This window comes from Nisaea acidiphila (genome assembly GCF_024662015.1).
Lineage (GTDB): Bacteria > Pseudomonadota > Alphaproteobacteria > Thalassobaculales > Thalassobaculaceae > Nisaea > Nisaea acidiphila.
Genome location: NZ_CP102480.1, coordinates 2949907 through 2970175, shown reverse-complemented (window position 1 = coordinate 2970175; position 20269 = coordinate 2949907). Strand labels below are relative to the sequence as shown.

Below are 20269 nucleotides of genomic sequence, written 5' to 3'. Positions count from 1 at the left end.
CCCTAGTGCTCCCCTTGCTCGTGCCAAAGCAATTCGATCAAATGCGCCAGCGCCGCGAGGTCTCCTTCGCGCAGCAAATTCTGGTGTGTCCCCTCAATCTCTCTAACGGTGAGGCGTTCGAAAACCGTCGCCCAACCGAGCCCCGCATCTTTCCCGGGACGTTCCGTACCGGTCGCCCTGACAAGTGCCGCAGGTCCCGCGATCCGCTCGAACCGGTGCGTTCCGGCGATGCGAACATTGTCCCGGGCGCGGCGGACAATCTCCGCATCGGCACCGGCTTCCGCCGCGGCCGCTTCGATTTCCACGGCGTCGATCCCGGCACTTTCCCCCTCGGGTACGGCGGCATCCAAGAGCACCAGCCTCACATCCCTCCCGGCCGCACGCAACCTTTCCGCAATTCCGGCCGCGATCAGCGCTCCGAGGGACCAGCCCGCGAGACGGATCACCGCATCCGCTTCGGCAGTTCTCGATATCGCTTCCGCATAGGCGTCGATCTGGACCTCGAATGTCTCGAACCCGGATCCCTGTTCGACTGCGGCGATACGGCGTCCCGGCTCCCAACCGTCGGCGAGGCTCTGATAGACAGCGCCTGAACCGTCGACCGGATGGACAAGGAAAGCAGCGGGTTCCGTACCGTCCCGAAGCGTCCTCAACAGGCAAGGCTGCATGTGCCCTGACCGGTCGGTAACAAGCCAGGCGAGGCCTGCCGCCGTCGGGTTGGCGAAGACCAGCGGCAGAGGCAGCTTGCAATCAAGCTTCTCTCCAAGCCGCGCCGCGAGACGCACTGCCAGCAGCGAATGTCCGCCAAGGGTGAAGAAGTTCCGCGTCCGGCCCGGCCGCTCGGACAGCGACAGAACTTCCCGGAAAATATCGAGGATCTCGGCTTCCAGTTCCGAGCGCGGCGCCTCGCTCTCCTCGGCCCCGGCGATCTCCGGCAGGGCGAGCGCCTTGCGGTCGATCTTGCCGGTGACGGTCATCGGCATGCTCTCGAGAACTGTGAGGAAGGCCGGTAGCATGGTCTCCGGAAGCCGTTCGCCGAGCGCCTTGCGAACCGCGCCCGCAGCACCCGGAAGCGGGCCGGTGATCCAGGCGGCGAGGGCCATGCGTCCGTCCGCATCCGCCACTGTACGCACCGCAACCTGCTCCACACCGGGAACGGCACGTAGCGCCTGCTCGACCTCATCCATCTCTATCCTGACGCCGCGGATTTTTACCTGCCGGTCTTCGCGTCCGACAAATTGGATCCGGCCGGCGGCGGTCACCCGCGCCATATCGCCCGTGCGGTAGCAGCGGGCCCCGTCGGGGCCGGTGACAAAGCGCTCCGCCGAGGCCTCAGCATCGCCGATATATCCACTCCCGACACCGATTCCGCCGATGACGATCTCGCCCACAGCGCCGGAGATGGAAGGATGACCGTATCGGTCCGCTACGGTCACCGACATACCGTCGATCGGCGTGCCGATATCCGGTGCGCTTCCGGGCAGGCAGAGTCCATGCGTCGCGCAGACCGTTGTCTCACATGGCCCGTAGGCATTGAACAGGCGCCGCCCGGGCGCCCAGCGATCCGCAAGGTCAGCCGTCAGAGGCTCGCCCGCTGCAACCACCGTCACGAGATCCGGAAAAGCTTTGGTTCCGAGCGCTGCAAGGGCCGAAGGCGTGATGGTGACATGGCTGATGCGGGACGTTTTCAGGGTGGCGACGAGCGGCGCGCCGGCCTGCAGGTCCTCGCGCTCTGCCAACACCAGCGTTCCACCGGAACCGAGCGTCGTGAAAACCTCCCAGACCCACGCATCGAAAGCAGGCGCCGCGAGCTGCAGAACGCGGCTGCCGGGTTCGATTCCGAGATCCCGGCCGATCGTCCGGACGAGATTGGCGAGCCCCGGACGGGTCAAAAGCGCCGCTTTCGGCACCCCGGTCGAGCCGCTTGTGAACTGGGCGTAAGCACCACCGCTGTCCGAGTGCACCTCCACCAGAGTCCGGCACATCTGTTCCTTTCGCGCATCGGGAAGCGCCGGATCGACGAGCGCCAGAACCTTGCCCGAGAGCAAGGCCGCGAGCGCCTGAACGACCCGTTCGACGGGATCGTCCGTTTCCACGAGCGCGATGCCGTCCGGCCCCGGCGTCACGGACCGGGCGCGTTCGGCAAGTGCGCCATAACTCACCGTTTCGCCATTCAGCTCCAGCGCCGGACGCTCCGCATGATCGGCAAGGCTTCGCGCCAGCAGATCGCCGAGTTCAGGAACCGCGCCCGGTTCCGCCCCACGCAGGACCGCGCGCGGAAGATCATCGTCAGCCACCGCGGAGAGCGATCCGGTTGCCTCTCCGAGGCAATGCACAAGACCTTGGAAGAGACACACGAAAGACCGGGTCCAGGCCTCGACAGTCGCCTCGTCGAGCAATGTCTCGTCATAGATGAAGCCGCCGGTAATTCCGCCCCCGGCATCCCGCGCGAGACTGGCGGCGAGGTCGAACGGCGCCGTCGCCACCGGCAGCGCGACTGCCTCCGCCGCGAGCCCGTCGCCGGTCGCGGCCTCCCGCCAGTCGAGCACGGTCTGCAGCAACGGCGTGCGCCCGGCCTCGCGCGCCGGATTGACCGCCTCGACGATCCGGGCGAGCGGAAGGCCCGAATGGCTGAGAAGTTCGGTCATGCCCTCGCGGACCTGTCCGAGCAAGGCATCGCCGGTCTCCGCGCCATCCACGCTCAGCCGGAGCGGAAGCGTGTTGAGGAAGAGGCCGGCAACCTCCTCGAACCCCTCCGGCCGGTCGCTGACCGGGATGCCGACAACGAGGTCGTCCGCACCTGTCAGGCGATGCAAGAACAGGGCGTAGGCGGAAACAATCAGTCCCTGGAGCGTACCGCCCTGCTCCCGCGCGAGTATCTCGGCGCGACGGGTCAGGGCCGGGTCGATCCGCAGCACCGCCGACGCACCACGCGGGCGGTGGCCCGGGCCTCTCGGCCAGTCCGCCGGTAAGGCCAGCGCACCCGGCAAGTTCACGAGTTTGCGGCGCCAGTAATCGGTCTCGGTCTGCTCCGTCTCCCGGACCCGGCCGGCGCGCCATTTTGCGTAGGCGCGATAATCGGCGATCGCGTCGCCCGGAAGCGCCTCGCCATTCAGCAGCGACGTCAGGTCCCGTAGCAGCAAGCCCAGCGTGGTCCCGTCGGAGACGATGTGATGTAACGAAAATATGAGGACGCCATCCGTCCCGGTTCCGGGGACAAAGGTCAGGCGCGCCGTCTCGCCCTTCTCGATCGCAAAGGCGCGCTCGGCATCCACGCGGGCCGCCGACCGAACGGCCAGCTCGAGATCGTCTCCACTCGCATCGACGAGACGGATTGTGGCATTGGCGCCCTCCGCGACCGTCACCGCCGCGCCATCGGCGGATCCACGGTACCGCGTGCGCAGCACGGGATGCCGCGCCGCGAGATGATCGAAGGCCGCGGCAAGCTCTGCCTCGGGCGCGTCGCCGAGTGCGACACGGAAAGCCGCCTGCATGACATAGGCGCTCGCCTCACCGCCGAGCGTATGCTCGAGCCAGAGCTGTGCCTCGCCGGGAGAGGCGACCGGCATCTCGCCCGCTGGCAAGACTTTCTCGGGACCGCGATCTTCGACGGGCATTTCCGTTCCGTCCAGCAGCGCGGCGATGCCACGCGGGGTCAGGCCGCGATGCACCACGTCGTTCGCCACCTCGCAGCCGAGCGAGCGTCTCAGCCGCGCGACGATCCGGATCGCGGCGAGGGAGGTTCCACCAGCGGCGAAAAAATCCGTATCCGGCGCAAGATCCGGCTGCTTCAAAACGGTGCGGACGACGTCCAGCACATCCGCGAGCCGCGCGGGTTCCGACGCGCCGGCAATCCCGAACAGTCTCGCCGCAAGCGTGCGCGGGGTCGGCGCGGCGGCGAGATCGGCGAAGACCGGCTCCACGCCGAAATTCCGCTTCAGCCGGGCGATCAGCCGGATCGCCGCCAGCGAGGTGCCGCCGCTCTGGAAGAAATCGGTATCCGCATCCGCGTCCTGGTTCTTCAGCAAGGTCCGCCAGAGCTCGACCAACGCCGCGCATTGCTCGGGTTCCGGTCCCTCTTGCGGGTTGGCGCCGGCGGCAACCGGCGCCTCCGCCGCCAGCGCGGCGAGGCGCTTGCGGTCGATCTTGCCGCTTCCGGTCAGCGGCAGGGCGAGATGCTTCTGGATCTGCTCCGGCACCATATGCGCCGGCAGCAGCGCGGCGAGCCGGGAGCGGCAGTTCTCCGGATCGGCCTCGCCGGCGATGAACGCCACCAGCCGCTTTTCGCTGCCCGCGCCGGCCGTGACCACCGCCGCGCTCTGCACGCCCGGGAGCGACCTGAGGCCGGCCTCGATCTCGCCCGGCTCGATACGGAAGCCGCGCACCTTTACCTGATCGTCCGCACGGCCGAGATAATCGAGCGCGCCGTCTTCACGCCAGCGTACGAGATCGCCGGTGCGATACATCCGGGCGCCGGGCTCTTCCGCGAAGGGATCGGCGAGGAAACGCTCCGCGGTCAGCCCCGGCCGCCGCCAGTACCCCCAGGAGACACCGGCGCCGCCGACACAAAGTTCCCCCGCCATGCCGGCAGGGAGCGGGTCGAGATTACGGTCGAGGACATAGAGCTTCGTGTTCCAGATCGCCCGGCCGATCGGCTCGGCCGTTCCGTCTTTGGCGTCTGCCTCATGGAACGTGCAGCCGACCACGGTCTCGGTCGGGCCGTACTCGTTCATCAGCCGGATGCCCGGTGCGTCCCGCCGCCATGGTTCCGTCGAGGCGGCCGCCAGTGCCTCGCCACCGATAACGAACATACGGGCACCGTCCTTCTGGGCCGCGACCGGCTTCAGCTCCGCCAGAAGGTCGAGATGGGCCGGCGTCATCTTGACGAAGCCGTAATCCGCCCCGGCGGCCATCCGCTCCGCCAGCTCCTCGACCGCGCCTTCCTCGGGCAGCAAATGCACAGGCTTACCCGCGACCAGCGGCAACCAGAAGGAGAGGACCGTCGCGTCGAAGGCGGTGGCGGTCAGCACCGCCGTGCCGTCGCCCTCGTCGATCGTATAGGCATCGCGCGTCCAGGCGAGGTAGTTCATCACGCCCCGGTGCGGCACCATCACGCCCTTCGGCTTTCCGGTGGAGCCGGAGGTGTAGATCATATAGGCGAGATCGTCCGGGCCATGAGGCGCCGGCTCAACAGCCGGGCTGCTTCCGCGCAGCTTGCGAAAGTCTGCGCCCACCGCCTCAAAAAGGGCCGCTGCTTCCGGCAGGACCCTGTCGGCCATCTCCCGCGTCGCTGGCGCGGAAATCAGCGCGGCCGGCTTCGCATCCTCGACGATGTCCTTCAGCCGCTGTTCCGGGACACCGGGATCGACCGGCACGTAGGCCGCCCCCGCCCGGAGGGCGCCGAGCATCGCCACAGGCAGGGCCAGCGAGCGCGGCAGCAGAACCAGGACTCGGTCGCCGCGCTCAATGCCGCTATCCGCCAACCGTTCCGCGAGGATCTCCGCCGCCGCGGCGAAAGCGCCGAAACTGAGCGATCCGTCCGGTGCCGTTATGGCGATGTCGTCCGGCTCCCACTCGGCATTCGCGAAGACGGCCGCATCCAGCGTCGTCCGCTCCACCTTTTGCCTTTCCCCGCTACCGAGCTCGATGACACGCCCGCGCTCGTCCGCCGTTACAGGCGAATATGCGGCCAGCGGACGGGACTCCGGCGCGCAGAGCCAGTCGAGCGCCTTGCGGAACCTGTCCGGGACCGAACGGGCGACTTCCGGCGGCAACACACCGAGCGCGTAATCGAACCCGGCGCGGATACCGTCCCCGGTACGCACCATGGACATCATCAGGTCGAACTTCGCTGTCCCCCGATCGCAATCGAGGATCTCCAGCGTCAGGCCCGGAAGTTCCGGCGGCGCGATCCCGGCATCGTCGAAATTGAAGAAACAGCGGACAGCCGGAGCCGTGTCCCCGCGCGTCTCGGCGAGGCCGCGCATGATCTGCTCGAAGGGAATCTCCCGGGCATCCAGCGCATCGACCACCGCGTCGCGGAGACGCATGAGGTAACCGTCGCGCTCCAGATCGGATCTGGGTTCGGCGGCGAAGGCGACTGTGTTGACGAAACAGCCCGCCGTTCCGTGCACCTCGCTCCGGTCGCGTAGCGCCACCGGCATGCCGAGCGCGAGCCGGTCCCGATCGCAGAACCGCCCGACGACAAGCGCGTACGCTCCCGCAAGCATTGTGTAGAGGCTGACCCCGAGCCGCCGCGCAGTTTCCTCGGCCCGGGCCACGCTCGGACCGTCCAGCTCGAACGGCAGCATCTCGGCACCGTTGTCCGGCGATGCCTTCGCCTCGGGACGGTGCGGCAGTCCGAGATCGTCTTCAATGGCCGCGAGACGCGCGACAGCGGCCTTTCGAAGGTCGTCGGCCGCGGGCTTTGCAAGCTCCTCCTGCTGCCAGGCACCCCAATCGGCGTATTGCAGTTCGGGCTCCGGCAGGTCCGGCGCCCCGCCGGCGGCTAACGCGCGGTAGGCAGCGGCAAGCTCATCCAGCAGCAGGCGCAGGCTCCACCCGTCGACGGCGATATGGTGAAAGACCAGAATCAGCGCGCCGTCTTCCTGCCCGGCCGAGACATAGACCGCGTGCAGCGGCAGATCGGTCTTGAGATTGAAAACATGTCCCGCCTCTATCCGCGCCACTTCCTGAAGCCGGTCCGCGCTGTCGACGGAGCTCACGGTCAGGAGTTCCGGCACCGTTTCGGCGATCGCCTGCACCGGGCCGTCGGGACCGTCGCGATAGACCGTGCGCAATACCTCATGTCGATCGGCAAGCCAGGCGAGCGCGGTCCTCAAGACCGCAAGATCGATGCTTCTCCGGACCCGGAAAGCGACCGGCACGTTGTACCGGGTGCTCTCCGGCGCCATCCATTGCTCGGCGAGAATGCCGAGCTGCATTGTCGAAAGCGGCAGGTCCGGTTCGAGAACGAATTCCAGTCTGTCTCCGAGGCCGTCGGGGCTCATGTCAGCTCCACACCTCTGCTCTTGCCGGACCGTCGCGCCCGGCGGGTGATCGGCCCGCTCTCCGCGGATTCAGCGGCGGTATCGTCGGTCGAAAGGCGCAGCGCATCCACCGCCCGCGCCATCGCCCGGAGCCCCGGCTGCTCGAACACCGTCCGCAGCGACAGGGCGACACCGAAGCGCTCGCGGATGCCCGCGACAAGCCTGACGCCAAGCAGCGAGTGGCCGCCCACATTGAAGAAACCGTCATCGGGCCGGAAGCTCCCCCCTCCCAGAAGTGCCGCCCAAAGTGCGGCAAGCTCCCGCTCGGTGTCGGTGGCATATACCACCGGCCCACTCTCGGTCTCGGCATCCGTCGCTTCGGGATTGGTAAGCGCCCGCATGTCGATCTTGCCATTCGGGGTAAGCGGCAACGCCTCCAGTAACGCGATCCGGCGCGGGACCATCCAGCCGGGCAGTTTTTCGGCCAACGCCTCGCGCCAATGCCGTTGCGCCGTGCTGTCCGGAAACGCGCCGTCCGGCGACGCCACCCAGCCAAAAAGCGCCCGGTCGCCGTCCGTCTCGCGCACATCGACCACCGCATGCTCGGCGCCGGAAACCTCACGCAGTGCAGCCTCGATCTCGCCCGGTTCGATCCGGAAGCCGCGCAGCTTGATCTGCCGGTCGATGCGCCCGAGATACTCGATTGCGCCGTCCGGGCGCCGCCGGACGAGATCGCCCGTGCGGTACATCCGCGCGCCCGGCTCATCCGCGTAAGGGTCGGCGAGGAAAACCTCCGCCGTCTGCCCCGGGTGTCCGACATAGCCGTCCGCAAGACCCGTCCCGCCGATATAGAGTTCGCCCGCGACCCCGCGCGGCACCGGCTCCAGATTTCTGTCGAGCACGTAGAGCGCCGTGTCCCGGATCGGTCCGCCGATCGGCACGTTCCCGGCCCCCTCCTGCACCTCTTTCAGCGGGTGATGGCTGGCGAAGGTCGTGGTCTCGGTCGGACCGTAGACATGGGAGATCCGAAGTTGCGGCCAGCGTTTCAGCGCGGTGCGCACCGCAGCCGGATCCACCCGTTCGCCGCCAAAGAACAATTCTTCCACCCCGGCGAAGACATCCGCGTCGGACGCGGCCGCCCGATTGAAGACCGCCGTCGTCAAAAACATCGAGTGCGGTTTTGCCTGTTTGAGGGCACGCGCCAGCGCATCTGCGTCGTAGGTCGCCTCCCGTCCGACCACGGCGCAGGTGCCGCCGTTCAGCAGCGCGCCCCAGATCTCGTATGTCGCGGCATCGAAAGCCGTGGTCGCGATCTGCGCCACCCGCTTACCCGGAGCGAAGGCCGCGTAGCCCGGCTCGACGGCGAGCCGCAGCACGGCGCGATGCGGCACGCGGATGCCTTTCGGCCGACCGGTCGAGCCGCTGGTAAACATGATATAGGCGGAATCCGCACCCAGCGTCGCCGGACAGTCAACCCGACCGCCTTCAACAGCGAGCGTGTCGCAATCGACCTCCTGCACGCCGTCCGGAAGCCAGTCCGCCTTGCCGAGCGCGTCGGTTACCACGAGGCTGACCCCGGCATCGCGCGCCATCTCGGTAATGCGCGGACCCGGCTGGTCGGGATCGAGCGGCACGTAAGCCCCGCCCGCCTTCAATACCGCGAGGAAGAGCGCGATCTGTACCGGTCCGCGCGGCATGCTGATACCGACCGGCGTGCCCCGCCCGACGCCCCGTGCCGCGAGACCGGCGGCGAGTTCGTCCGTCCGGCGGTCGAGCTCCGTGTATGTGAGCGCAACCCCGTCCGGGCCCTCCAGCGCCGCAAGACCGCCATGCGCCCCCACCATCGCGGCGAAATGCGAGGTGATCGTGCCTTCAGGCGCCCCCCGGGCATCGACGATCTCCGCGCCGGAAATCTCCGCCCGCCGTTCGGACGAACCGCCGGCAAAAAGTGAAACCGCGGCGAGATCTGTCTCCGGCTCCCCGATCAGGTCGGCGAGCACTTTCTCGTAATAGCGGGCAAAGCGCCGCGCCGTCGCTTCGCTGAAGAGATCGGCCGCGTAATGCACGACGAGACCGAGCCCGTCGCCGAGATCGTCGAAGGCGAAGGTCAGATCGTAGCGCGCGCTCACCGCGTCGACATGAACCGGCGTCACCGTCGCGCCGTCGAGGGCAAGCGCCATGCGGTCGGCCGGCTGCAGCACCAGCATCACCCGGAAGAGCGGGGTCCGTCCCGCCGCCCGGTCGGGGCCGAGCGCCTGCACCACCCGGTCCATCGGCAGATCCTGATAGGTGAACCCTTCCAGAACCTCGCGCCGGGCGATCTCGATGGCCGCATCGAGCGTGCCCGCATCCTCGAGGCGGAGGCGCAGCGGCACCGTATTGACGAAATAGCCGACCAGATCCTGCACCTCGCCCCGGTCGCGGCCCGAGGCCGGCGCACCGACCACGATGTCGCTCTCGCCAGAGAGCCGCTGCAGGGTAACGCCGAGCCCGGCGAGCAGCAGCATGAAAAGCGTCGCCTGCTTGTCGCGTGCCTTGTCGCGCAGCCCCTTGGCAAGCTTCTGCGGCACCGGCAGATGAAGCATCGAGCCTTCGAAAGCCTGCGGATCCGCGCGCTGGAAATCTTCCGGCAGATCAAGCGTCTCCGGCGCACCGGCGAGGCGCTCGGCAACCGTCTCCACGTTCGCCGCCGTCTCCGGTGTCGACATCCGCTCGCGCTGCCAGGCCGCCCAGTCGTAATACTCGATGGCGAGCGGCGGCAGGGCGAGCGCCCGTCCGCGGCAACGGGCGTGATAGGCCATGGTGAGATCGCGATAGACCACCGGGGCGGAGCCGCCATCGGTCGCACTGTGATGCATGACGAGCGCCAGCAGGTGCCTCCCGTCCGGCAGGGCGCCGACCGCGGCGCGGACCGGAATGTCGCAGTCGAGATCGAAACTCTGCAATCCCTTCGCCTCGAACCAGGCGCGGATCGCGACCTCGTCTCCACTCTCCAGCTTTTCCAGCGGGACGGCGACCGGAGCCGGGGGCAGGACCTTGGCGACCAGCCTGCCTTCTTCCTCGACCAAGAGGGTCCGGAGCGCCTCGTGCCGGGCGACGATATCGCTCACCGCGCCGGAAAGCGCTGCCAGATCGAGCGGCCCGTCGATGACGAAACCATCCGGCACGTTGTAGGCGTTGCTGCCCTCAAGGCTGGAAAGGAACCAGAGCTGCTCCTGACCGAGCGACGGCAGCACGCTCTCGCGATCTGTCTTAGCGATCGGCTGCGCGTCAGCGCCCTTTTTCTCGCGCACATGTTTAGCGAGTAGTCTTGCGGTTGGGTGAGCGAAGACGGCGTTTGCGGGGAGGTCGACGCCGAGCGCCTTGCGGAGACGTCCGACCACCTGCACCGCCAGCAGCGAGTGACCGCCGAGCGCGAAGAAGTTGTCCTCCGCACCCACCTCCTCGCGCCCCAGCACGCCTGCAAGCACCGCGCAGCACACTTCCTCCTCCGGCCCCCGCGGACGTCCCCCGAGACCCGCCGCCGTCAGCTCCGGCGCAGGCAATGCCTTACGGTCCAGCTTCCCGTTCGCCGTGATCGGCAAAGCCTCAAGCGTGACCCAGTCGGAGGGGACCATGTGCTCCGGAAGACGTGCACGGAGGCTCGGACCCAGATCCGCCGGGATGGTGTTGCCTTCCGCAACAAGATACCCAACCAGACGCGGATCCCCCTGACGGTCCTCTCTTAGGAGGACGGCCGCCTCCCTGATCGAGCCGTGGCTCATTAAGGCCGACTCGATCTCCCCGAGCTCGATCCGGAAGCCCCTGAGCTTCACCTGGAAGTCGCTACGCCCGAGATAAATGAGAGCCCCGTCCGCACGGCGTCTTGCAATGTCCCCCGTGCGGTACATCCGCGCGCCGGGGGTCTTCGAGTACGGGTCCGCGATGAAGGTCTCTGCGGTGAGGCCCTGCCGGCCGAGATAGCCCCGCGAGACCTGCACCCCGCCGATCCAGAGATCCCCCGCGACACCCACCGGTACCGGCTCCAGCGCGCTGTCCAGCACATAGAGACTGGTATTGGCGATCGCATGGCCGATCGGCAGCGGGTCGTTTGCAGGCGCGCCGCACTGCCAGTGCGTCACATCGATCGCCGCTTCCGTCGGACCGTAGAGATTATGCAGTTCCGCCTTTTGTGGCTTCAGCGCCTCGAACCGTTCCACCAGTCCCGGCGACAGCGCCTCCCCGCTGCACATCACATAGCGAAGGGCATCGCACTGGTTCAGTCTCGCGGCCGAGCCGCCATGACCGAGGAAGGCCTGCAGCATCGAGGGCACGAAGTGCAGGACCGAGATCCCCTCCTCCGCCATCACCCGCGCCAGATAGTCCGGGTCCTTGTGACCGCCCGGCTTCGCCACAACGAGGCAGGCGCCGCACATCAGCGGCCAGAAGAACTCCCAGACCGAGACGTCGAAGGTATAGGGCGTCTTCTGGAGGATCTTGTCCCCCTCCCCGATATCGAAGCGCTCCTGCATCCAGAGGATGCGGTTCGCAAGCCCCCCGTGTTCGTTCATCACCCCCTTGGGCAGGCCCGTCGAGCCCGAGGTGTAGATCACGTAGGCGAGATCGTTCGGCCCGAGCTCCACATCCGGGTTCCCGGCCTCGGCGCCGCGCCTGCTGCTTCTGCCTGCGTCATCCACGCAGAGTGTCCGTCCCTCATGCACCGGCAGGCTGTCGAGCAGCCCCGTGCGCGTGACCACCACCGGAGCCGCCGCATCGCCGATCATGAAGGCGAGACGGTCCGCCGGCAGTTCCGGGTCCAGCGGCACATAGGCTCCGCCCGCCTTCATCACCGCAAGCAACGCCACCACCAGGTCGACCGAGCGCTCCAGCGCCACCCCGACCCTGACATCCTTACCGACACCCGCCCGCAACAGGCGCCGCGCCAGCGCATTCGCGCGGGCATTCAGCTCGCCATAGCCGAGCTCCACGCCCTCGAAGCGTAAGGCCGCCCGCTCCGGCGCCTCCGCCGCGACACGCTCGAAGCCACGGATCACAGGCTCGAAGCCCCCGTAATCACGACCCGTCGCGTTCACACCCTCAAGAAGCCAAACTCGCTCCGCATCATCCACCAACGGAACCGACGACAACCGGCCCAAGCCGCCACAAGCCAACCAAGACAAAACACGCGAATAACGCAACGAGAGGGCTTCAGCCGTTTCGTCGGTAAAAAGATCGCTTGCGTATTCGAGCGCCCCGGTGAGCCCGTCTTCCTCGCGGAGGATCTGGAGCTGCAGGTCGAACTTGGCTGTGCCGGGATGGACCGCAAGCGGCCTGGCATCGAGTCCGCCAATGGAGAGGCGCGGCTGCGCCTCCTCGTTATAGGCGATCATCGCCTGGAAGAGCGGCGTCCGGCTGGTATCGCGCTTCAGGTCCATCGCCTCGATCAGCCGGTCGAGCGGGGCGGGCTCGGAAAGCGCGCGGGCGAGTTCCGCCTGGACGCGCGCGATGAGGGTCGCCGGGTCCGGGTCGTCATCAAGCGTCACACGGATCGCCGCCGTGTCGGCGAAGAACCCGACAAGAGCGTCCGCCTCCGATATCTCGCGGCCGTCGAACGGAACGCCGAGCACGAGATCGTCCGTTCCCGCGGTGCGCGCGAGCAGCACGGCATAGGCGGCAACCATCAGCGCGAACGGCGTCGTGGACAGCGTCTTTGCCTTTTCCCGCACCGCATTTTCAAGCGCCGGGGCGATCGCGAAGGACGAAACACCCCCCATATGGCTACGTTCGGCGGGACGCTGATAATCCGTCGGCAGGTCGAGCAGCGGCGGTGCGCCCGCAAGCATCTCCTTCGCCCGGGCCAGAGCTGCCTCGTCGCGCTTTGCCCGATCCCCGCCCTCGCGCCACGTGACCCAATCGCCGTAGCGGAAGGGGAGCGGCGGAAGCGCGTCGGTGTCCCCGTCGTAAAGCGCCGCCAGATCGCGCAGCAGGGCCGGCACGGAATGACCGTCGACCGCATTGTGATGGGCGACCAGAACCAGTGCCGATCGCTCACCGCCGAAATCGAGCAGGCTGGCCCTCAGCGGCAGGTCGGTCGCGAGCGCGAACGGCTCCTGCGCAAGCCCGCGCGTCATCTGTTCCGCGAACTCCCGGGCCTCAACAGTATCGAGGGCCGCCAGCTTTTCATGCCTCAGCACCAGACCGCCCGCCGGAAGCAGCACACCGTCGATACTCTCACCGATACGGACGGCCGTGCGCAGCGGCTCGTGCCGCTCGAGGAGTTTCCGAAGCGCCGTCTCCAGCCGCGCGATATCCGGCACGCCTTCGAAGAGCGTGACGATCGGCACCGTATAGGCGATGCCGGAACCGTCGATGCTGTCCATCAGGGCTAGGCGCCGCTGCATGGCGGAGGCGGGGCGAACCTCGTCCGTCCAGTCCCGCGCCACCGGCAGATCGCCTGACTGACCTGCAAGCGCCTCGATCTCGGCCGCCATGTCGGCAAGACGCGGTTTCGCGAAGACGGTCTTCAGCGGCAGGTCGGCGCCGAAGCGGGCGCGGATCCGTGCCGTCAGCCTGACACCGAGCAGGGAATGGCCGCCGACGGAGAAGAACCCGTCCTGCGGGCGGAACGCGCCGCCGCCGAGCAGGTCGGCCCAGAGTCCGGCAAGCGCCTCTTCTGTTTCCGTCGCGTAGGAAACCGGTCTCGCCTCCTCCGCATCGCCGCCTTCTGGAAGCGGGAGCGCACCGCGATCGAGCTTGCCGTTCGGGGTGAGCGGCAGCGCCTCCAGCACGGCGATCCGGCGCGGCACCATCCAGCCCGGCAGTCTTTCCGCCAGAGCCTCGCGCCAGCGCCGGGCCTCTTCGCCATCCGGACCGACCACCCAGCCATAAAGCGCCCGGTCTCCATCCGTCTCACGCACATCGGCCACCGCCTGCTCCGAGCCGGATACCTCGCGGAGCGCCGCCTCGATCTCGCCCGGCTCGATCCGGAAACCGCGCAGCTTGATCTGCCGGTCGACGCGGCCGAGATACTCGACCGCACCATCGGCACGCCGCCGGACGAGATCGCCCGTGCGGTACATCCTCGCGCCCCGCTCTGCCGAGAACGGATCGGCGAGGAAGACCTCTGCCGTCTGTCCCGGGCGCGCGACATAACCGTCAGCGAGACCGATGCCGCCGATATAGAGTTCGCCTGCGACGCCGCGCGGCACCGGCTCCAAATGCGCATCGAGGATGTAGAGCGCGGTGCCCCGGATGGGGCTGCCGATCGGGATAATCTTCGCGCCGTCGGACTCGTCGTTCGAGAAGTGGGTCGCGGCGAAGGTCGTGGTTTCCGTCGGCCCGTAGCCGTTGACGAAGCGCACGCCCGGCCAGCGCTTCGCCGCCGCGCACACCGCGTCCGGGTCCGCCGCTTCGCCGCCGAACATCACCTCCTCAAACCCCGAGAAGGCATCGGCCTCCGCAAAGGCCGCACGGTTGAAGACCGACGCCGTGAGGAAGGTCGAGTGTGTCCGTGCCGTGGCGAAAGCGTCGGCCAGAGCCTCGGCCTCGTAGGTCGCCTCGCGGCCGACGACCACCGTGGTGGCGCCGTTCAGCAGCGCGCACCAGATCTCGTAGGTCGCGGCGTCGAAGGCCGTGGTCGCGATCTGCGCCACCCGCTTGCCGGGGCCGAATGCTGCGAAACCTGGCTCGATGGCGAGCCGTAACACGGCGCGGTGCGGCACGCGGATGCCTTTCGGCCGTCCGGTCGAGCCGCTGGTGAACATGATATAGGCCGCATCCGCGCCGAGCGTCGCGGGGCAGCCGGCACGGCCGCCCTCGATCGCAAGCGCGCCAGAAGCGACAGCTTCGATTCCTGCCGGCAGCCAATCCGCCTCGGTTCCACCGGTCACCACAAGCGCGATGCCGGCATCCGCAGCCATATCGGCAAGGCGCGGGCCCGGCTGCTCCGGGTCGAGCGGCACGTAAGCTCCGCCCGCTTTCAGCACGGCGAGGAATAGCGCGATCTGCTCCGTGCCGCGCGCCATGCTGACACCGACGGGGGTTCCCCGCCCAACACCGTGCGCCGCGAGGCCGGCGGCGAGTTCGTCCGTCCGGCGGTCGAGCTCCGCGTAGGTAAGCGCAATCCCGTCCGGACCTTCCAGGGCCGGCAGGCTGCCGTGAACCGCAGCCATTTCCGCGAAGCGGGAAACCACCGTTCCATCCGGCGCCCCCCGTGCATCGACGATCTCCGCGCCCGTGACCTCGCGCGCCCGTTCGGACGACCCGGGCGCGAAAAGCGCAACCTGGCCAACCGGCGTTTCAGGCCGGTCCGCTAGCGTTTCCAGAATCCGTTCCAGCGCCTCGGCGAAACGTGCCGCGCCGCCTCTGGGGAAAAGACCGGCCGCATGCTCGATGCTCAATTCCATCGCGGCGCCGTCATCGGCGGCCAGCACCACCAAATCCATCTTCGCCCGCGCCTGCGGCAACACCCGAACCCCGACTTCCGCGGCGCCAAGCTGCAGCGTGTCCAGATGCGGCGGGTGCGTGGTCAGCAGAACCTGGAAGAGATCCTCGCCGTTCTCTCCCGTACATTCCGCGGCGATCCGGTCCAGCGGCACGCCCCCGTCCGCCAGCGCCGCGATCAGCACGTCCCGGGCCGCGGCGGCAAGCGCGGCGAGCGTCTCTTCCCCCTCAAGGGAAAGCCGGAGCGGGGCGGAATTCAGCATCATGCCGATCGTGCGGGCGAATTCCCCGTCCGCCCGCTGGCTGACCGGGGTGCCGATCACAACGTCCTCGCCGCCGCCGAAGCGGTGGAGCGCCACCGCGAGCGCAGTGTGCAGCAGCATGAAAGGCGTGAGCCCCGCATCACGGGCCCGGGCGGCGATGCGCCGCTGGAGCGACGGCTCAAGGAAAAGTTTTTCGACCAGCACCGGTTCGTCCGACGCCGCCGCCGCGGCGCGTGGCAGGGCCGGACCGCCGGAGAGTCCCGAGAGGCGCTCTTTCCAGCGGCCCAGTGCTGCCGAGCCCTCTCCGTCCGGGCCGAATTCGAGACCTTCCTCGGCAGCCAGCGGATCGAGCCCCGGCGCCGGCAGACGCTCCGCAAGCGCGGCGGCGTCAAGGGCGGGGGCCGCCTTGGCTTCGCGATAGGCTGTCTCCAGATCCTGCCCGAAGAGCGCGATGGATTCCGCGTCGGCCGCGATGTGATGGAAAGCGATCAGCACGCGCCAGCGGTCGCCACCGAGATCGAGAATCCGCGCGCGGAACGGCAGCTCCGCACCGAGATGGAAAGGTGTCCCGGTTTCGGCCTTTTCGATCTGTGACGCGGCCGCGTCACCGGCCACCGCTTCAACGGCCGGTCTCTCGACCATCTCCGAATGCGGAACCACTTCCAGCCGTCCATCCGTCTCCCGGAACAGGCTGTGCAATAGCGGATGGCGGTGCTGCACGGCGGCGAGCCCCCGCGCCATGGCATCCGGATCGAGTTCGCCATGGATGTCGATCGCGCCGGTCATGTTGTAGGCGGTATCGTCCGGGTCGCGCTGCTGCAGTACCCAGAGCCGCGCCTCGGCCGAGCTCGCCGGGCGCGCCGCCAACGGGTCGCGGCGGATGCGTGTCACCTTCGCGGTCTGTTTCGCGTCTCTGACATGTTTGGCGAGGTCTCTTGCGGTTGGGTGAGCGAAGACGGCGTTTGCGGGGAGGTCGACGCCGAGCGCCTTGCGGAGACGTCCGACCACCTGCACCGCCAGCAGCGAGTGACCGCCGAGCGCGAAGAAGTTGTCCTCCGCACCCACCTCCTCGCGCCCCAGCACCCCCGCAAGCACCGCGCAGCACACTTCCTCCTCCGGACCCCGCGGACGTCCGCCAAGACCCGCCGCCGTCAGCTCCGGCGCAGGCAACGCCTTGCGGTCCAGCTTCCCGTTCGCCGTGATCGGCAAAGCCTCAAGCGTGACCCAGTCGGAGGGGACCATGTGCTCCGGAAGACGTGCACGGAGGCTCGGACCCAGATCCGCCGGGATGGTGTTGCCTTCCGCAACAAGATACCCAACCAGACGCGGATCCCCCTGACGGTCCTCTCTTAGGAGGACGGCCGCCTCCCTGATCGAGCCGTGGCTCATTAAGGCCGACTCGATCTCCCCGAGCTCGATCCGGAAGCCCCTGAGCTTCACCTGGAAGTCGCTACGCCCGAGATAAATGAGAGCCCCGTCCGCACGGCGTCTTGCAATGTCCCCCGTGCGGTACATCCGCGCGCCGGGGGTCTTCGAGTACGGGTCCGCGATGAAGGTCTCTGCGGTGAGGCCCTGCCGGCCGAGATAGCCCCGCGAGACCTGCACCCCGCCGATCCAGAGATCCCCCGCGACACCCACCGGTACCGGCTCCAGCGCGCTGTCCAGCACATAGAGACTGGTATTGGCGATCGCATGGCCGATCGGCAGCGGGTCGTTTGCAGGCGCGCCGCACTGCCAGTGCGTCACATCGATCGCCGCTTCCGTCGGACCGTAGAGATTATGCAGTTCCGCCTTTTGTGGCTTCAGCGCCTCGAACCGTTCCACCAGTCCCGGCGACAGCGCCTCCCCGCTGCACATCACATAGCGAAGGGCATCGCACTGGTTCAGTCTCGCGGCCGAGCCGCCATGACCGAGGAAGGCCTGCAGCATCGAGGGCACGAAGTGCAGGACCGAGATCCCCTCCTCCGCCATCACCCGCGCCAGATAGTCCGGGTCCTTGTGACCGCCCGGCTTCGCCACAACGAGGCAGGCGCCGCACATCAGCGGCCAGAAGAACTCCCAGACCGAGACGTCGAAGGTATAGGGCGTCTTCTGGAGGATCTTGTCCCCCTCACCGATATCGAAGCGCTCCTGCATCCAGAGGATGCGGTTCGCAAGCCCCCCGTGTTCGTTCATCACCCCCTTGGGCAGGCCCGTCGAGCCCGAGGTGTAGATCACGTAGGCGAGATCGTTCGGCCCGAGCTCCACATCCGGGTTCCCGGCCTCGGCGCCGCGCCTGCTGCTTCTGCCTGCGTCATCCACGCAGAGTGTCCGTCCCTCATGCACCGGCAGGCTGTCGAGCAGCCCCGTGCGCGTGACCACCACCGGAGCCGCCGCATCGCCGATCATGAAGGCGAGACGGTCCGCCGGCAGTTCCGGGTCCAGCGGCACATAGGCTCCGCCCGCCTTCATCACCGCAAGCAACGCCACCACCAGGTCGACCGAGCGCTCCAGCGCCACCCCGACCCTGACATCCTTACCGACACCCGCCCGCAACAGGCGCCGCGCCAGCGCATTCGCGCGGGCATTCAGCTCGCCATAGCCGAGCTCCACGCCCTCGAAGCGTAAGGCCGCCCGCTCCGGCGCCTCCGCCGCGACACGCTCGAAGCCACGGATCACAGGCTCGAAGCCCCCGTAATCACGACCCGTCGCGTTCACACCCTCAAGAAGCCAAACTCGCTCCGCATCATCCACCAACGGAACCGACGACAACCGGCCCAAGCCGCCACAAGCCAACCAAGACAAAACACGCGAATAACGCAACGAGAGGGCCGCTGCTTCCTCCGGATCGAAAGCGCCGAGGGAAAGGTCGAGATCCACCTCGACCCGCTCGCCGTCGCCATATTCCCGCACGAATATCTCGACCGGCGTGCGCTCGACCCCGTTCAGCAGCACCCGCGGCACACCTGCGACGGCATCGCCGAAAGGCAATTCGCCGAACTCGACACGCTCATAGGAGATATTGAGATCGAAGAGCTGCAGCACCCGCTGCGCCGCCAGCCCCAGTGTACGGTTGACGCCGGAAAGCGGGAAACGGTGGTGGCGCATGGCGCCACGCATCGCGCGACTGAGCTCGCCGAGAAACGCATCTAGACCGTCCTCCGGATCGAGCTGAACCCGAGGCGCCGTCGTCAGCGAGAAGAGCCCGAACGTCTCCTTGTCGCGCGCCGTCGGCCGGTTCAGCACCGGCATGCCGAAGACCATGTCCGTCGCACCGGATTCCTTGTGGAAAAGGATCAGCGCGGCGGCAATGAAAAGCTGCGCTGTGCTCGCGCCTTTCTCCGCCGCGAGCGCACGCAGCTTTTCCATCGTCGGCCCGTCGACACCGATCCGGCAGAGCGTGGTGCCTTGCGGCGGCTTGCCTTCCAGCACGCTCGGCACCGCATCGACCAGACGGTCGGGCAAAGTCCGGTAGAGCTCGCGCCAATACTCGCCGGCCTTGGCGTAGCGGCTGCTCTCCAGAAAGTCGGCATCGTTCGCCACCGCGTCCTCGAAGAGCGGCGCTTCCGGCAGGTCCGAGTCCTCACCTTTCACATGGGCGCTGTAGGCGGCGGCCACGTCGCGCACCAGAATGCCGTTCGCCCAGGCATCCATGTTGATGTGGTGATAGCTCATCACCCAGATGTGCCGGTCGGGCGCGAAGCGGATCAGGTCGAAGCGGAAGGTCGGCCCGCCATCGAGCGGGATTGCCCGGCGGCCGAGCTCCGCCGCGAGCGCTTCCGCAGCCCCTTCTGGGTCCGGATCCGTGCTGACGTCATGCAAATTTAATATCTGATCGGGTGCCGGCACCTCGATCAGGACCGGATCCATCCCGTCGGAAACGACCCACGGGGTCAGCCGAAGAGCCTGGTGGCGTTCCCAAACCCAGACCAGCGACTCTTCGAAGAGTTGCAGATCGAGCGGGCCTGAAATGATGCTCCGCGCGGAAACAGTGTGAACGGCAGCGCCTGGAAACAAAGCATGTTCACGCCAGATTTCCTGCTGCGCCAAAGAAAGCGGAAAAGTGTGTGTTTCGGATCGAGGCAACTCAACCATCATTCACTCACACGTCATCTTCCTACCGGCCGCCCGATACTAAACCGATTTGCGAATTTCTGTCGGCTTATACTATTCAGTCGCGCCGCCCTGTTTCGGCGTCGACGTCCGGAAGCCATTGTGAACAAATAATTTATCCATTGCAAACGCCTTACCGGCGCCTCATAGTTAGGCCGCCTACGAAAAGAGAACGCCCACATGTTCGGGCGCCGGTTTCGGGCGGGCACCATGCTCTTGTGACGTATCGAAATACGTATTCATGGTTACGGTATTGTGATGCCTCTCGCCACCGCACTTTTGAAGTTGCTTCTCTTCGTTCTGTGGGCGCGCCCGACCTACAAGTTGACGGTCGATATGTATGAAAAGCGGGAGCGCCGTCTGGGCATACTGCCTGACAACGAAGAGTCCGGAGACGAGACAAAAGACCGCATCACCGAGCGCACGGACACCTCCACACCGACGGCCCGGGAATCCGGTGCTGGTGCCAGGGCCAAACAGCAGACTACGAAGACAGGATGACGA

At 67.4% G+C, this 20269-nt stretch carries 3 protein-coding genes; 1 reads left to right on the top strand and 2 read right to left on the bottom strand.

Annotated features, from left to right (window positions below; all coding sequences use genetic code 11):
- Window positions 1-2: 2 nt before the first annotated feature.
- Together NUH88_RS13735 and NUH88_RS13730 are read right to left on the bottom strand one after the other, a co-directional pair.
- Window positions 3-7010: a non-ribosomal peptide synthetase gene (locus NUH88_RS13735; protein ID WP_257766975.1), complete on the bottom strand. Its 7008-nt coding sequence runs from the start codon at window positions 7008-7010 to the stop codon at window positions 3-5.
- Window positions 7007-19747 carry a non-ribosomal peptide synthetase gene (locus NUH88_RS13730; RefSeq protein WP_257766974.1) on the bottom strand — a complete coding sequence of 4247 codons (12741 nt, stop codon included), beginning with the start codon at window positions 19745-19747 and terminating at the stop codon, window positions 7007-7009. The genes NUH88_RS13735 and NUH88_RS13730 overlap by 4 nt, the downstream gene beginning before the upstream one ends.
- A gap of 276 nt (window positions 19748-20023) precedes the next feature.
- Between NUH88_RS13730 and NUH88_RS13725 the strand changes: the two genes are divergently transcribed.
- Window positions 20024-20266, top strand: coding sequence for a hypothetical protein (locus NUH88_RS13725; RefSeq protein WP_257766973.1), 243 nt, complete (start codon window positions 20024-20026; stop codon window positions 20264-20266).
- The last annotated feature ends 3 nt before the right edge of the window (window positions 20267-20269 follow it).

Bases quoted from the DNA above. Each gene is read 5' to 3' on its own strand.
- NUH88_RS13735 (WP_257766975.1), bottom strand. From the start codon at position 7,010: ATGAGCCCCGACGGCCTCGGAGACAGACTGGAATTCGTTCTCGAACCG.
- NUH88_RS13730 (WP_257766974.1), bottom strand. From the start codon at position 19,747: ATGGTTGAGTTGCCTCGATCCGAAACACACACTTTTCCGCTTTCTTTG.
- NUH88_RS13725 (WP_257766973.1), top strand. From the start codon at position 20,024: ATGCCTCTCGCCACCGCACTTTTGAAGTTGCTTCTCTTCGTTCTGTGG.